Source organism: Sphingomonas sp. CL5.1 (assembly GCF_013344685.1).
Taxonomy (GTDB): Bacteria; Pseudomonadota; Alphaproteobacteria; order Sphingomonadales; family Sphingomonadaceae; genus Sphingomonas.
The window spans coordinates 418234-432191 of the sequence record NZ_CP050137.1 but is presented as its reverse complement, the minus strand read 5'-3'; the positions used below and the strand labels follow the sequence as shown (position 1 = coordinate 432191).

General features: G+C 68.5%; 14 protein-coding genes. 2 read left to right on the top strand and 12 right to left on the bottom strand.

Annotated elements, in window-relative coordinates:
- Window positions 1-30: 30 nt before the first annotated feature.
- From F9288_RS02010 to F9288_RS02000, 3 genes are all read right to left on the bottom strand, one after another.
- Window positions 31-1017: a cation diffusion facilitator family transporter gene (locus tag F9288_RS02010; RefSeq protein WP_174835032.1), complete on the bottom strand. Its 987-nt coding sequence runs from the start codon at window positions 1015-1017 to the stop codon at window positions 31-33.
- Entirely contained in the window at window positions 1017-2672 is a 1656-nt protein-coding gene (gene recN, locus F9288_RS02005; RefSeq protein ID WP_174835031.1) for a DNA repair protein RecN, read from the bottom strand. Before recN ends, F9288_RS02010 begins: the two co-directional genes overlap by 1 nt.
- Window positions 2673-2741: 69 nt before the next feature.
- Window positions 2742-3671 carry an outer membrane protein assembly factor BamD gene (locus tag F9288_RS02000; protein WP_174835030.1) on the bottom strand — a complete coding sequence of 310 codons (930 nt, stop codon included), beginning with the start codon at window positions 3669-3671 and terminating at the stop codon, window positions 2742-2744.
- Window positions 3672-3772: 101 nt separating this feature from the next.
- Between F9288_RS02000 and F9288_RS01995 the strand changes: the two genes are divergently transcribed.
- Window positions 3773-4597 (top strand): class I mannose-6-phosphate isomerase, encoded by an 825-nt coding sequence (locus F9288_RS01995; RefSeq protein ID WP_174835029.1) that lies wholly within the window; start codon window positions 3773-3775, stop codon window positions 4595-4597.
- Between the two features lie 216 nt (window positions 4598-4813).
- Window positions 4814-5380, top strand: a complete 567-nt coding sequence (locus F9288_RS01990; RefSeq protein ID WP_254621032.1) for a PEPxxWA-CTERM sorting domain-containing protein — start codon at window positions 4814-4816, stop codon at window positions 5378-5380.
- 123 nt (window positions 5381-5503) lie between these two features.
- On the opposite strand, the gene F9288_RS01985 is transcribed toward F9288_RS01990, so the two are convergent.
- The 9 genes from F9288_RS01985 to aroQ all read right to left on the bottom strand — a co-directional run bounded on the left by F9288_RS01985 (window position 5504) and on the right by aroQ (window position 13927).
- Window positions 5504-5800, bottom strand: coding sequence for a hypothetical protein (locus tag F9288_RS01985; RefSeq protein ID WP_174835027.1), 297 nt, complete (start codon window positions 5798-5800; stop codon window positions 5504-5506).
- 180 nt (window positions 5801-5980) lie between these two features.
- On the bottom strand, window positions 5981-8185 hold the full coding sequence (gene purL / locus F9288_RS01980; protein ID WP_174835026.1) for a phosphoribosylformylglycinamidine synthase subunit PurL: 2205 nt from the start codon (window positions 8183-8185) through the stop codon (window positions 5981-5983).
- A 62-nt stretch (window positions 8186-8247) separates the two neighbouring features.
- Window positions 8248-9675 carry a phospholipase D-like domain-containing protein gene (locus F9288_RS01975; RefSeq protein WP_254621031.1) on the bottom strand — a complete coding sequence of 476 codons (1428 nt, stop codon included), beginning with the start codon at window positions 9673-9675 and terminating at the stop codon, window positions 8248-8250.
- The gene (locus tag F9288_RS01970) at window positions 9672-9992 is read right to left on the bottom strand and encodes an arsenate reductase family protein (protein WP_174835025.1); all 321 of its coding nucleotides are present in this window, start codon (window positions 9990-9992) and stop codon (window positions 9672-9674) included. Before F9288_RS01970 ends, F9288_RS01975 begins: the two co-directional genes overlap by 4 nt.
- A gap of 9 nt (window positions 9993-10001) precedes the next feature.
- A complete protein-coding gene (locus tag F9288_RS01965; RefSeq protein WP_174835024.1) occupies window positions 10002-10691 on the bottom strand; it encodes a hypothetical protein in 690 nt (229 codons plus the stop codon).
- A gap of 120 nt (window positions 10692-10811) precedes the next feature.
- Window positions 10812-11435: a PEPxxWA-CTERM sorting domain-containing protein gene (locus F9288_RS01960; protein WP_174835023.1), complete on the bottom strand. Its 624-nt coding sequence runs from the start codon at window positions 11433-11435 to the stop codon at window positions 10812-10814.
- Between the two features lie 169 nt (window positions 11436-11604).
- Complete coding sequence (accC, locus tag F9288_RS01955; protein ID WP_174835022.1) at window positions 11605-12957, bottom strand: acetyl-CoA carboxylase biotin carboxylase subunit; 1353 nt, start codon at window positions 12955-12957, stop codon at window positions 11605-11607.
- A gap of 7 nt (window positions 12958-12964) precedes the next feature.
- Entirely contained in the window at window positions 12965-13450 is a 486-nt protein-coding gene (gene accB, locus F9288_RS01950; protein ID WP_174835021.1) for an acetyl-CoA carboxylase biotin carboxyl carrier protein, read from the bottom strand.
- A gap of 42 nt (window positions 13451-13492) precedes the next feature.
- A complete protein-coding gene (gene aroQ / locus F9288_RS01945; protein WP_174835020.1) occupies window positions 13493-13927 on the bottom strand; it encodes a type II 3-dehydroquinate dehydratase in 435 nt (144 codons plus the stop codon).
- Window positions 13928-13958 lie beyond the last annotated feature (31 nt).

Sequence of the window (13958 nt, the reverse complement as noted above, 5' to 3'; positions counted from 1 at the left end):
AAAGCCAATTCAGACGGGCGCCGCGTCCACTCAGACCGTCGCCGCGCTCGCCAGCCCGCATTCGGCCTCGCCCGTCTCGATCTGGATCGTCGCATGGCCGATCCCGAAGCGGACATGGAGCATCGTCTGCGCTTCGTAAAGGAATGCGTCGCCGGGGTGGCCGGCGGGGATCAGCAGATGCGCCGTCAGCCCCGGCTCGGTGGTCGACATCGGCCAGATGTGGAGATCGTGCACCTCGTGGACGCCGGGAAGCTCGGCGAGCGCGGCCGCGACCCCGTCATAGTCGATCCCGCGCGGGACGGCGGCGAGCGCCATCTCGACGGTTTCGCGCAGCAGCCCCCACGTCTGCCAGAAGATCAGCGCGACGATCACGAGGCTGACCAGGGCGTCGATCCACGCCGCGCCGGTTAGCCAGATCACGATGCCGGCGACGACCACCCCCGCCGACACCGCCGCGTCGGCGGCCATGTGGAGATAGGCGCCGCGGATGTTCACGTCGCCCTTGCGGCCCGAGGCGAACAGCAGCGCGGTGCCGGCGTTCACTGCGATGCCGATCGCCGCGACCCATGAGACGGTGAGCCCCGAGACCGGCGCGGGATTGCCGAAGCGCTCGATCGCCTCCATCGTGATCGCGCCGAGCGCGACGAGCAGCAGCAGCGCGTTGGCCAGCGCGGCGAGGATCGTCGACCCCTTCAACCCGTAGGTGAAGCGTTTCGACGGCGGCGTCCGCGCCAGCGCCGCGCCGCCCCACGCCACCGCGAGGCCGAGCACGTCGGACAGATTGTGCCCGGCATCGGCGAGCAGCGCGACCGAATGGGTCAGCAGCCCCGCGATTGCCTCCGCGATCAGATAGGCGAGGTTCAGCCCGATGCCGATCGCGAAGGCGCGATCCCATTGCGCGGGCGGGGCGTGGTGGTGATGGCCATGGCCGTGATTATGGTCATGCTCGTGATCGTGGTCATGGCTGTGACCGGCGTGGCCGTGCCCGTTGCCATGTCCGTGTTGATGCAGCCCCATCAGGCGACCTCCAGCAATCGTTCGGCCTGCGCGCGGGCCTCGTCGGTGATGGTCGCGCCGGACAGCATCCGCGCGATCTCCTCGCGCCGCGCCGCCTCGTCAAGCGCGGTGACGCCGGTACGGGTGACGACGCCGTCGTGGCTCTTGGCGATCAGCAGATGCGCCGCGCCGCGCGCCGCCACCTGCGGGCTGTGCGTCACCACCAATAGCTGCGCGCGGCCCGCCAGCCGCGCCAGCCGGTCGCCGATCGCTGAGGCGACCGCGCCGCCGACGCCCCGGTCGATCTCATCGAACACCATCGTCTCCGCGCCGCCTTCCGCCGCGAGCGCCACCTTGAGCGCGAGGATGAAGCGCGACAGCTCGCCGCCGCTGGCGATGCGGATCAGCGGGGCGAACGGCGCGCCGGGGTTGGTGGCGATCTCGAACTCCACGCGGTCCTGGCCCGCCGCGCCCCAGCTATCCGGGCCGGCGGGGGTGATCGCGGTACGGAAGCGCGCCGCGTCGAGCTTGAGCGGCGCCAGCTCCGCCGCGACCGCCGCGTCGAGCCGCGCGGCGGCGGCGGCGCGCGCCTCGCCCAGCGCGGCGGCGGCGGCGTCATAGGCGCGCGATGCCCTCGCGACCGCCGTCTCCAGCGCGGCGATCCCTTCCTCGCCCGCGTTGAGCCGCGAGAGCCGGGCACGCAATTCTTCGGCCAGCGCGGCGAGGTCGTCGGGCTGGACGCGATGCTTGCGGGCGAGACCGCGCAGTTCGAACAGTCGCGCCTCATCCTCCTCCAGCGCGCGCGGATCATAAGCGAGCGCGAGGCGGGCGTCGTGGAGCCGCTCCTCCGCGGTGCCCGCCTCGGTGAGCGCGCGGTCGATCGCGGCGAGCGCGTCGGCCAGCGCCTGATGATCGGGCGCGACCCGCTCCAGCACGCGCGCCGCCTGCCTGAGATGGGCGAGCGCGCCCTCCGATCCTTCAAGATGCCCGGCGATCGCGCCCAGCTCCTCCGCGATCCGCGCGGCGCGCTGCATCGCGCGGCGCTTGTCGGCCAGCGCCTGCTCCTCGCCCGGCTCGGGGGCGAGCGCGTCCAGCTCGGCGACGGCGTGTTCCAGCCATTCGCGGTCGCGGGCGGCGGTGTCGATCTCGGCGCGGGCGGCGGCCAGCGCCTCCTCGGCGCCGCGCCGCGCCGCCCAGGCGGCCGCGGTCGCCCCGGTGTCGATCCGGCCGAAGGCGTCGAGCAATGCGCGGTGCCCGGCCGGCGCTAGCAGCCCGCGCTCGTCGTGCTGGCCGTGGATCTCCACCAGCAGCGCGCCGATCTCGCGCAGCAGCCCGGCGGAGGCGGGCTGGTCGTTGAGGAAGGCGCGGCTGCCGCCGTCGGCCTTGACGATGCGGCGGACGATCAGCGGCTCGCCCGGCTCGACTTCGAAGCCGTTGGCCTCCAGCAGCCGCGCCGCCTCCGCCGGAGGATCGAAGGTGGCCGTCACCGACGCCTGCGCCGCGCCGTGGCGCACCAGCCCGCTGTCCGCTCGCTGGCCGAGCGCCAGCCCGAGCGAATCGAGCAGGATCGACTTGCCTGCGCCGGTCTCCCCGGTCAGCACGCCGAGGCCGGGGCCGAACTCGAGGTCCAGCGCCTCGATCAGCACCACGTCACGGATCGACAGCGCGGTCAGCATCGCGCGTTCCCGCTTGCGCGCCGCCGCGCGATGAACCGGGCGGCAGCGGTCCGCGCCCGGATCATCGCGTCAGAACCCCGGCGTATTGGAAGACGGAGAGGCGGGAGTCGGCGAACCCGGCGCCGCCTGGGTCGGCGCGGGCGGGGCGGCGGTGCCCGGCGCCGCCGCCGGCGCGGTCGCCACCGGCACGACGAGCTGGCCCGGCGCGAGCGGCGGGATGTTCGTCGGCGGATATTCCTTCACCAGCTTGTACGCCCGCTGATACCAGTCGGTGCCCGGATAGTTGGCGCCCAGCACGGCCGCCGCCTTCTCCGCCTCGCCACGCACGCCGAGCGACAGATAGGTCTCGGTGAGCCGCATCAGCGCCTCGGGCGTGTGGGTCGTCGTCTGGTAATCGTCCACCACCTTGCGGAAGCGCAAGGTCGCCGCGAGCCACTGGCCGCGCCGTTCGTAGAAGCGGCCGATCTCCATCTCCTTGCCCGCGAGATGGTCGCGGACGAGGTCGACCTTCAGCCGCGCGTCGGCGGCATAGCGCGAATTGGGATAGCGGCGGATCAGCTCGCCCAGCGCGTCCTGCGCCTGCGAGGTGATCTTCTGGTCGCGCGTCACATCGCTGATCTGCTCGTAATAGCATAGCGCGATCAGGTAATAAGCGTACACCGCATCCTTGTTGCCCGGATGGACCGAGATGAAGCGCTGCGCCGACTGGATCGAGTCGGTGTAGCTGCGCGCGAGATAGTGGCTGAACGCGCCCATCAGCTGCGCGCGGCGCGCCCATACCGAATAGGGGTGCTGCCGCTCCACCTCGTCGAACAGCGCGGCCGCTTCCTTGTAACGGTGCGCGTCGAGCCGGTGCTTCGCGGCGGTGTACAGCGTGCCGACGTCGCGCGCGACATAGGGCAGGTCGCCCTTGGCGCGGTTGCGCGCGCAGCCGGCGATCGGAAGGGCAACGACGGCGACCAGCGCGAGTGCCAGCGGACGGGAGAAAGGGATACGCATCTGCAACGCCTTTAGCCTATGCCCGCCGCCACGAACAACGGGGAAACGCATTCGTCGCGGCGCGCGTTGAATGCCGGTGATCCGCTATTTCGGAGATGAAGATGACTGCGACCTTGCTGGCCACCAAGCGTGTCGAGAAACCGTGGGGAAGGCACCACCTCTATCCCGGTTTCCCCGATCCCGCGCCGGGCGGCGAGCCGATCGGCGAGATATGGTTCCAGTCGCCGCATCCGGAGGAGCCGGAGTTGCTGGTCAAATATCTCTTCACCAGCGAGAAGCTGTCGGTGCAGGATCACCCGTCCGACGCTGAGGCGAAGGCGCGCGGGCTGCCGCGCGGCAAGGACGAATGCTGGGTGGTCCTCGCCGCCGAGCCGGATTCGACCATCGCGATCGGGCCGAAAGCGCCGATCACCGCCGACGAATTGCGCGCCAGCGCGCTCGACGGGTCGATCGAGCACAAGCTCGACTGGAAGAAGGTGAAGGCCGGCGATTTCTATTATTCCGGCGCGGGCACGATCCACGCGATCGGCGCCGGGCTGACCGTGATCGAGGTGCAGCAGAACGCCGACGTCACCTACCGCCTGTACGATTACGGCCGACCGCGCGAATTGCACCTCGATGATGGCGTGGCGGTGGCGGACCTCGATCCGTGGTCGCCGCCGCCGATGCCGGCGGAGGTCTCACCGGGGCGGACGATCCTGGTCGAGGGGCCGAAATTCGTGCTGGAGCGTTGGGACGGTGGCGCGCGCGAGATCGCGCTGCCGGCGGGGACATGGGGCTGGCTCGTGCCGATCGCCGGCAGCGGCGTTGTCGGCGGCGTCGCGTGGCGCGCGGGCGAATGCGTGATGGTGTCGGGCACGGAGGCACTGCACGCCGAGGCGGGGAGCGACCTGCTGTTCGCCTATCCGGGGACGCGGCGGATTTGAACGCGGACGGGAGGTTATCGCCAGGCATTGTGCCACTTTGGGACGTTGCCACATTGAGTGTCGATTGTACGTTCTGACGTTTGACACTCATCTTCTCTTCATTAATTATCCATTAACTAACAGTGAGTCGGGGCGCTTGAGAGCGCTGTTCTCTCTTCTCTGTGCGGGAAGGGAGGCGGCGTTTTTCATCTTATAGGCATGTTTAGGGAGATTATTATGCTGAGAAAGATGAGAAAGATCGCCCCGGCAATCGGTGCGTTGGCGGTGGCTTCGCTTTTCTCCACCGCCGCGAGTGCTCATATGGTCACCTTCGGCTGGAAGGAAACCAGCGCGGGCACGGTGCTGTACGCGGAACATTGGCACGGCGATCTGAGCGCTCCCTATTCGGACAATGGTGGCCTGCACATCACGGATACCGCGACCAGCAATACGATCACCGTTCAGTGGGCGGGTGTCATCAACAACACCGTCGTGGGCGATCTCGGCCTCACTGGTTACGTGGCCGATTCGGTAAACGCCGGCAGCGGCACCTACAACGACTGGATGTTCACCAGCGCCATCCCGCTCGGGAACGGCATCTATGATTTCTTCACTGGCACGAACTGCTGCATCGACACGATGGGTGACCCGGAACGCGTCACGATCACCGGTATCACCACGCAGCCTCCGGGAATCGGCGGCAGCGTGCCGGAGCCGGCGACCTGGGCGCTGATGATCATGGGCTTCGGTGCGGTTGGCGGCGCGATGCGCGTCCGTCGCCGGGCGGTCAATTTCGCGGCCTGATCGATCGCGGTCATCTGCTGAAAACGAGGCGCCGGTCGGGAAACGATCGGCGCCTTTTTCATGCGGCGCGATGTCGGCCGATGTGTCTGCGCGGCACCTTCACGGGCAGGAGCGGTATCTGGATTATCTGCCCTGTTCCCCCTCGATCAGCATGCCGAAGGCCGATCCGGCGAACAATATGTCCTGCGTGGTGAAGCCGTCCCGCGAGATCGGCGCGGGGAGGTGATAGACCGCCCCGCCGAGCCGCGACAGATCCGGCCTGGCGATCTTCTCCGCGGCTTCGTGGAGCGTCTGTGCATTCCCGACACTGTAGGGCGGCTGGCAGGTCGCGGCGGCGAAGAAATCGGGCGCGGCGGCGGTTTCCTCGGCGGCGGCCGGAGTGAAGGCGAGCAGCGCGAGCGCGGTCAGGCGGCGTAGCATGGCGTGGGATTGCCCGGATCGCCGGGGGCGATCAAGAACCTGCTTTCCTCCGTTCGCCCTGAGCTTGTCGAGCCGAAGGCCGGTGAGGCCAACGGCTGCACTTCTTCTCGGAAGAAAAGGCGGGGCTTCGACAAGCTCAGCTCGAACGGAGGAAAGAGAGGCCCGCCCGCCGGAGCGAGCTTACGCCCCCATAAGCTTCGGGAAGAACCCCTCATGCGCTTCGCGCAGCATGTCGAGCGTAACCACGTCGTCGCGATTCGGGCGCTCGAAGATCAGGCGCTTGCCGCCGGTCCGCCCGAGCGGTTCCGCTTCCACCCCTGCTTCCAGCGCGGCGTGGAGGAAATCGGCCAGCGCATGGTCGTGCACCGTCACGACATACACGCCCTGCTCCTCGGCGAAGAAGGATTCGGCGCAGCCGAACGGCTGCTTGCGATCGATCATCGCGCCGATGCCGCTCGCCAGCGCCATCTCCGCCAGCGTCACCGCGATGCCGCCGTCCGACACGTCATGCACCGCCGAGAGCTGGCCGGAGAGGATGCCGGCGCGGATCAGGTCGCCGGCCGCTTTCTCCGCCGCCAGATCGACGCGCGGCGGCGGGCCTTCCTCGCGGCTGTGGACCTCGCGCAGCCACAGGCTCTGCCCGAGATGCCCGCGCCGCGTGCCGACCGCGAGGATCACGTCGCCCGATCCCTTGAAGGCGATGGTGGCGGACTTGCTCCAGTCCTTGAGCAGCCCGACGCCGCCGATCGCCGGCGTCGGCAGGATCGCCGAGCCGCCGCCCGTCGCCTTGCTTTCATTGTAGAGGCTGACGTTGCCCGACACGATCGGGAAGTCGAGCGCGCGGCACGCCTCGCCCATGCCCTCCAGGCAGCCGATGATCTGCCCCATGATCTCCGGCCGCTGCGGGTTGGCGAAGTTCAGGCAGTTGGTGATGGCGAGCGGGGTCGCGCCGACGGCGGTGAGGTTGCGCCACGCCTCGGCCACCGCCTGCTTGCCGCCCTCCACCGGGTCCGCGAGGCAATAGCGCGGGGTGCAGTCGGTGGTGATGGCGAGGCCCTTTTGCGTGCCGTGGACGCGCACCACCGCCGCGTCGCCGCCGGGGCGCTGCGCGGTGTCCGCGCCGACCATGTGGTCGTACTGCTCCCAGATCCAGCGGCGGCTGGCGATATCGGGGGAGCCGATCAGCGTGAGCAGGTCGGCGGCGATGTCGGTGCTCTGCGGCACGTCGACCAGCGCCTTCGCCGGCGGGGTGGGGACGTGCGGGCGATCGTAGAGCGGCGCCTCGTCGGCGAGCGGGCCGAGCGGGATGTCGCACACCACATCGCCCTTCCACTTCAGCACCATGCGGCCTGTATCGGTGACATGGCCGATCACCGCGAAATCCAGCTCCCACTTGCGGAAAATAGCCTCCGCCTCGGCCTCGCGGCCGGGCTTCAGCACCATCAGCATCCGCTCCTGCGATTCGGAGAGCATCATCTCATAGGGCGTCATCCCGGTTTCGCGCTGCGGCACGTCGTCCATCACCAGTTCGATGCCGACTCCGCCCTTCGACGCCATCTCGACGCTGGACGAGGTGAGGCCCGCCGCGCCCATGTCCTGGATCGCGACGATCGCGTCGGATGCCATGAGTTCGAGACAGGCCTCGATCAGCAGCTTCTCGGTGAACGGATCGCCGACCTGCACGGTGGGGCGCTTCTCCTCCGAATCCTCGGAGAAATCCGCCGAAGCCATCGTCGCGCCGTGAATGCCGTCGCGCCCGGTCTTGGAGCCAACATAGACGATCGGATTGCCAATGCCGGAGGCGGCCGAATAGAATATCTTGTCGGTATCGGCCACGCCCACCGTCATCGCGTTGACGAGGATGTTGCCGTCATAGGCGGGGTGGAAATTCACCTCGCCGCCCACGGTCGGCACGCCGACGCAATTGCCGTAGCCGCCGATGCCGTGGACCACGCCGGAGATCAGGTGGCGCATCTTCGGATGATCTGGACGGCCGAAGCGCAATGCGTTCATGTTCGCCACCGGCCGCGCACCCATCGTGAACACGTCGCGCAGGATGCCGCCCACGCCGGTCGCCGCGCCCTGATACGGCTCGATATAGCTCGGGTGGTTGTGGCTCTCCATCTTGAAGATCGCGGCCTGACCGTCGCCGATATCGATCACCCCGGCATTCTCGCCCGGGCCGCAGATCACCCACGGCGCTTCGGTCGGCAGCTTCTTCAGGTGGATGCGGCTCGATTTGTAGCTGCAATGTTCCGACCACATCACCGAGAAAATGCCCAGCTCCACCAGATTCGGCTCGCGGCCGAGCGCGTGGAGGAGGCGGTCATATTCCTCGGGCGACAGGCCGTGCTCGGCGACGATCTCGGGCGTGATCTGGGTCATGGCAGCGCCTTTAGGGGGCAAGGTGGATTGGAACAACACCGGGATGGTGTCCTGGGCCGCCGTCATCCTTTCCCGCGTGAGCGCAACCGTCGCAGCAGCCCGCGCTTCGACAGCGGCTCGAACATCTCGGCCGGCCCTTCCGGGTCGAGCACCTCATTGTCCGCCAGCCATGTCTCCACCGTGTCCAGGTGCGGCACTTCATAAGGGACCAGCGTTCGCCCATCAGCACCGCGTAGCGACTCGATCGTCGCGATCAGGCCGCGCTCGGCGATCGAGGCGGCGATCTTCGCCGGCTCGCGGCCGAGATGCTCGGCGACCAAGCCGTCGCGGATCGCCGCGATGCGCGGGCCGTCGTCGTAGATCGTCACGTCGCATTCGGTGTCGAGCCGGAGCGAGCGGTTGTTGAAGTTCGACGAGCCGACACGCACCACCGCCTCGTCGATCACCAGCACCTTGGCGTGGACGTAGATCGGCCGCCCGGACGGCGCGATCGGATGGTACATGCGCAACCGGTCATGCGGATCGCGCCGCTTGAGTGCCTGGAACAGCCGCGCCCGCGCCGTATCCATCGCGAGCGGCTCCAGCCAGCCCTGCGCCACCGTCGGATTGATGACGACGATCTCCGGCCCGTCCGGCTCGGCCAGCCGCGCGGCGATCGCCTCGGCCACGCGGCGCGAGGCGAAATACTGGCTCTCGGCATAGATGCGCTGCTTCGCCCGGCCGATCAGATGGAGGTAGAGCTTCTCGATCTCCAGCACCTCGGGCTGCCCGTCCCATTCGGGCTGGGTGCGCGAGATGGCGACATCGGTGGCGATGAAATCCGGCGTCAGGCTTTCGGGCCAGCAATCGCCGTGCGGCTGCGGCGCGACGATCGGCTTGCCGCCGGCGATCCGCCAGCGCTCGCGGCACAATTCGCCCAGCGCCGCCGCCACCGGCCCTTCCAGCGCGGTGGTGGCGTCGTGCCACGGCTTGTACGACTTGCCGTTCGGCGTGATGCGATGCGGATCGCCGTCGCGGTGCGCGCGCGTGTCCCATCGCGCGTCGGTCATGTCGATGCCGCCGCAGAAGGCGATCGAATCGTCGATCACCACGATCTTCTGGTGCTGCGAGGCGGCGACCGGGTGATGGCTGTCGAGCTTCAGGTGGATGCGGCGGTGGGCAAAGCGCCATTTGGTGAGCGTCCAAAGGGTCTTGCCGCGGAACAACGTCTTGAGCGCGCCCTTGTCCCAGCGCAGGATGTGGACCTCCAGCCCCGGCGTGCGATCGACCAGCCAGGTGATGAAGTCGCCCACCGTGACGGGGACGCCGGCGCGTGCCTCGTCGTAAACCAGCGTGATGCGCGCGTCGAAATCCCAGCCGATCAGCAGGATCTGCCGCCGCGCCCGCTGCATCGCCTCCCACGCCGCGCGGAAATAGTCCGCCGCGTCGATCACCACGGCGGCGCGGTCCGCCCGCGCCACGCGCCAGCGGGTCGCGGCGGGCAAGGTCACAGGATGTCGCGCACGCGTTCCGGCGGACGGGCGATGACCACGCCCTTCGCGGTTTCGACCACCGGCCGCTCGATCAGCGCCGAATCGGCGGCCATCGCGTCGAGCGCGGCGCCATCGTCGGCCAGCTTGGGCGCATCCTTGCGCATCGCGTCGCGCGGGTGGATGCCGCCGCGCCGATAGACCCGCTCCAGCTCGTCGCGCGTCGGCGGCGCCTTGAGATATTCGACGATGGTGATGTCGACCCCGGCTTCTTCGAGCAGGGCAAGCGTCTCGCGCGACTTGGAGCAGCGCGGATTGTGCCAGATGGTTGCCTTCATGCCTTCTTTCTAGACGAGCCGCACGCGCGGTCCACCCTTCACCGTCCGCGTGCGCGCGACCCAGAAGGCGAGCGCCGAGAACAGCGCGTAAGCGAACAAGGCGAGCAAAGGTTGCGACGCCGGCACCGGGTCGACGATCACCGCGGGCTGCGGCTGGAGCCAGTTGATCACCTGCAACGCGAACAGCGCGATCGCCAGCACCGTCAGAGACACACCTCCGCCGCGACCCTTCGCCTCGGTGCGGCCGGCGTAGAACAGCAGGGCGCCGCCGGTCAGCGCCAGCTCCAGCGGCATCTCGATCGCCGGATGGTTCCACAAGGCGAGGCCGTAGCGCGCGCCGCTGCCCAACAGGGTGAGGTCGGGGGCGTGGACGATCAGGTCGAGCAGCCAGTGCGAGACGACCACCGCCGCGCCGATCGCCGCCGCCGGCCAGCCGCCGCCGAGCAGGCGCGTGCCCACCGCCCATGCCGCCGCGAAGCCGAGCGCGCCGATCAGGCTGTGCGTGAAGCGCATGTCATAGAGGTCCATCGCGTTCATCGCGGTGAAGCCGGGGACGGCGCGCATATGCTCGACGCCGAGCAGGACGAAGGCGAAGAAGGCGATGTCGACGAGCTGCGCGGCGACGAACAATGGCCCCAGCCGTTGCGCCCTGGGGCTGGTCGCGGCGACGAAGGCGGGGGCGTAATGGCCGATGAACATGCGTTGCTCCCTTCCGGTGCCGCGCAATCCTTGCCCGGCGCGCCGTGCGACGCAAGCGGCCGCGATCGAGGGGAGCTGTCTTTCCGCCCGGCGCGCCCCGCGTCGCCGGGCGAGCGGGGGTCAGGCGAAGCGGACGGTGGCCTTGCCGCGACGGCGCATCATGCCGCCGACAGCGCCGAAGCCCAGGATCATCAGCGCCCAGGTCGCCGGCTCGGGCACCCCGGTGGTGAACGCCTGGAAGCCGGAGATCGCATAATATTGGTCACCGCTGACGGCGGAGAGGCGGAACTGGTCGGTGGTGAAGCTGGCCAGCGTTCCGCTATCGCGCGTCGTCAGCCCCCAGCCGTTGACATCGCCGGCGGTGAACGCCGATTGCCATGCCGTGCCGTTCCAATATTCGACCAGATAGCTGTCGTTATTGTCGGCTTGCAGCACGAGATGATCGAAAGTGTAGCTCTGCGGCAGGGTGACGGTGATGTAATAAGGCGAGGGGGTCTGCGACGAATCCCACCAGAACGAGCCGTTGTTCCACTGCCGCCCGTCCGGCTGGAGCGTGGGGCTGGTGATCGCGCCGATGTTCGAGGGCGTGTAATTATAGTCCCAGCCCGAGCCGTCGCGCAGGATGCCGTCGCCGGCGGGCGCGCTGGCCGTGCCCGTGGGGATCACGTTCGCGGCGTTCGCCGCTGCTGACGCGACCGCGAACGTCAGCGTGGCCATTGCTGAGAAAACCACCGCCTTGCGCATATACTTCCCCTTTTGCCGAATGCCGCCTGATCCCGTTCGAGCCTCGTCCGTCGATGGGCGAGGCTCGATCACGAAGTTAAACCTAGCATAACCATTCGGCCCGCGCGACTCCTCCGCGCGCGCAAGTGCTTCATTTCGGGGCAATCATTGCCGGCGGTGGCGAAGCGGGTCAGGCCCCTTGCTTCGCCAGCCATTCCTCCAGCCACTTGATCGTATATTGGCCTTGCTGGAATTCGGGATCGTCGAGCAGCGCCTGGTGCAGCGGGATGGTGGTCTTCATCCCCTCGATGACGAATTCCTCCAGCGCGCGGCGCAGGCGGCGCAGCGCGCCCTGCCGCGTGGTGCCGTAGACGATCAGCTTGGCGATCATGCTGTCGTAATAAGGCGGCACCTTGTAGCCGGCGTAGAGGCCCGAATCGACGCGGACGTGCATCCCGCCCGGCGCGTGGAACTGCTTCACCAGCCCCGGCGAGGGGGCGAAGGTGCGCGGGTCCTCGGCGTTGATGCGGCATTCGATCGCGTGGCCGCGAATGTGCACGTCCTGCTGGCGGAGCGTCAGCGGATGGCCCTCCGCGATGCGGATCTGCTCGCGCACCAGATCGAGACCCGTCACCATCTCCGTCACCGGATGCTCGACCTGAAGCCGGGTGTTCATCTCGATGAAGTAGAAGTCGCCGTCTTCCCACAGGAACTCGATCGTGCCGGCGCCGCGATAGCCCATGTCGGCCATCGCCTTCGCCACGATCCCGCCCATCCGCTCGCGTTCCGCCTCGGTGATGACGGGGGAGGGAGCTTCCTCCAGCACCTTCTGGTGGCGGCGCTGGAGCGAGCAGTCGCGCTCGCCGAGGTGGATGGCATTGCCCTCGCCGTCGCCGAACACCTGGAATTCGATGTGGCGCGGGTTGCCGAGATATTTCTCCATATAGACGGTCGCGTCGCCGAACGCCGCCTTCGCCTCGGACCCCGCCTGCTGCATCAAGGTTTCGAGCTGGCTTTCCTCCGGCACCACCTTCATGCCGCGCCCGCCGCCGCCGGACGCGGCCTTGATGAGCACCGGATAGCCGATCTCGGCGGCGAGCTTCTTCGCCTCCGCGACATCGGTGATCGCGCCGTCCGATCCGGGGACGAGCGGCAGGCCGAGCGCGCCGGCGGTGCGCTTCGCCTCCACCTTGTCGCCCATGATGCGGATATGCTCGGGCTTCGGGCCGACGAAGATCAGGCCGTGCGCCTCGACGATCTCCGCGAACTTGGCGTTCTCGGAAAGGAAGCCGTAGCCGGGGTGGATCGCGTCCGCCCCCGAGATTTCCGCCGCCGAGATGATGTTCGGGATGTTGAGATAGCTTTCCGCGGCCGACGGCGGGCCGATGCAGATCGCCTCGTCCGCCAGACGGACGTGCATCGCGTCGGCGTCGGCGGTGGAGTGCACCGCGACCGTCTTGATGCCCATCTCGTGGCACGCGCGATGGATGCGGAGCGCGATCTCGCCGCGATTGGCGATCAGCAGCTTCTTGATCTGGGGCATGGGCGGCTTATTCGACGACGACGAGCGGCTGATCGAACTCGACCGGCTGGCCGTTCTCCACCAGCACCGCCTTCACCGTGCCCCCGGCGGGGGCGGTGATCGGGTTCATCACCTTCATCGCCTCGACGATGAGGAGCGTGTCACCCACCTTCACCTGCTTGCCGACCGAAACGAAATGCGCGGCCCCCGGCTCGGCGGCGAGATAGACGGTGCCGACCATCGGCGAGCGCACCGCATTGGCGTGGCTCGGCGCGGCGGGCGCCTCGACGGCGGCGGCCGGCGCGGCAACCGGCGCCGCCGGCGCGGTCACCGGGGCGGGCGCATAATGCACCGCCGGGGCGGCGGCCGGCACCTTGCGCGCGACGCGGATCTTGCGCTCGCCTTCCTCCACCTCGATCTCGGTGAGGTTGGTCGCGTCGAGCAGCTCGGCGAGCTGGCGGACCAGCCCCACATCGACCTTCATCGCGCCCTTGTTGTCTTCGTTGTCAGCCATGTGGACCAGTTTCCCCCTGGAAATTTCAGGGCGCGCGCTCTGTCAGAACAGCGCCGCCGCTTCAAGCGCGAGCATATAGGATGTTGCGCCGAACCCCGCGATCGTGCCCTTCGCCGCGCGCCCGACAAAGGAGATATGGCGGAATTCCTCCCGCGTGTGGGGGTTCGACAGATGGACCTCGATCACCGGTGTCCGCACCGCCTTGATCGCGTCATAAAGCGCGATCGACGTGTGGGTGAAGGCCCCGGCGTTGAGGAGCACGGCCCGCGCGTCGCGCGCCTGCGCCTCGTGCAGCCAGTCGATGAGGTGGCCTTCGTGGTTCGACTGGCGCATGTCGATCTCCAGCCCCAGCGCGCGCGCGCGGTCCTCCAGCCGCCCGGCGATGTCGTCGAGCGTGTCGTGGCCGTAGATTTCCGGCTCGCGCGTGCCGAGCAGGTTGAGGTTCGGGCCGTTGAGGACATAGATGAGACCGGTCATTGCGCGCCTTCTCGCATTGCGCGCGATGGAG

Bases quoted from the DNA above. Each gene is read 5' to 3' on its own strand.
- F9288_RS02010 (WP_174835032.1), bottom strand. From the start codon at position 1,017: ATGGGGCTGCATCAACACGGACATGGCAACGGGCACGGCCACGCCGGT.
- F9288_RS02000 (WP_174835030.1), bottom strand. From the start codon at position 3,671: ATGCGTATCCCTTTCTCCCGTCCGCTGGCACTCGCGCTGGTCGCCGTC.
- accB (WP_174835021.1), bottom strand. From the start codon at position 13,450: ATGGCTGACAACGAAGACAACAAGGGCGCGATGAAGGTCGATGTGGGG.
- aroQ (WP_174835020.1), bottom strand. From the start codon at position 13,927: ATGACCGGTCTCATCTATGTCCTCAACGGCCCGAACCTCAACCTGCTC.
- F9288_RS01990 (WP_254621032.1), top strand. From the start codon at position 4,814: ATGCTGAGAAAGATGAGAAAGATCGCCCCGGCAATCGGTGCGTTGGCG.
- recN (WP_174835031.1), bottom strand. From the start codon at position 2,672: ATGCTGACCGCGCTGTCGATCCGTGACGTGGTGCTGATCGAGGCGCTG.
- accC (WP_174835022.1), bottom strand. From the start codon at position 12,957: ATGCCCCAGATCAAGAAGCTGCTGATCGCCAATCGCGGCGAGATCGCG.
- F9288_RS01985 (WP_174835027.1), bottom strand. From the start codon at position 5,800: ATGCTACGCCGCCTGACCGCGCTCGCGCTGCTCGCCTTCACTCCGGCC.
- F9288_RS01995 (WP_174835029.1), top strand. From the start codon at position 3,773: ATGACTGCGACCTTGCTGGCCACCAAGCGTGTCGAGAAACCGTGGGGA.
- F9288_RS01970 (WP_174835025.1), bottom strand. From the start codon at position 9,992: ATGAAGGCAACCATCTGGCACAATCCGCGCTGCTCCAAGTCGCGCGAG.
- F9288_RS01960 (WP_174835023.1), bottom strand. From the start codon at position 11,435: ATGCGCAAGGCGGTGGTTTTCTCAGCAATGGCCACGCTGACGTTCGCG.
- purL (WP_174835026.1), bottom strand. From the start codon at position 8,185: ATGACCCAGATCACGCCCGAGATCGTCGCCGAGCACGGCCTGTCGCCC.
- F9288_RS01965 (WP_174835024.1), bottom strand. From the start codon at position 10,691: ATGTTCATCGGCCATTACGCCCCCGCCTTCGTCGCCGCGACCAGCCCC.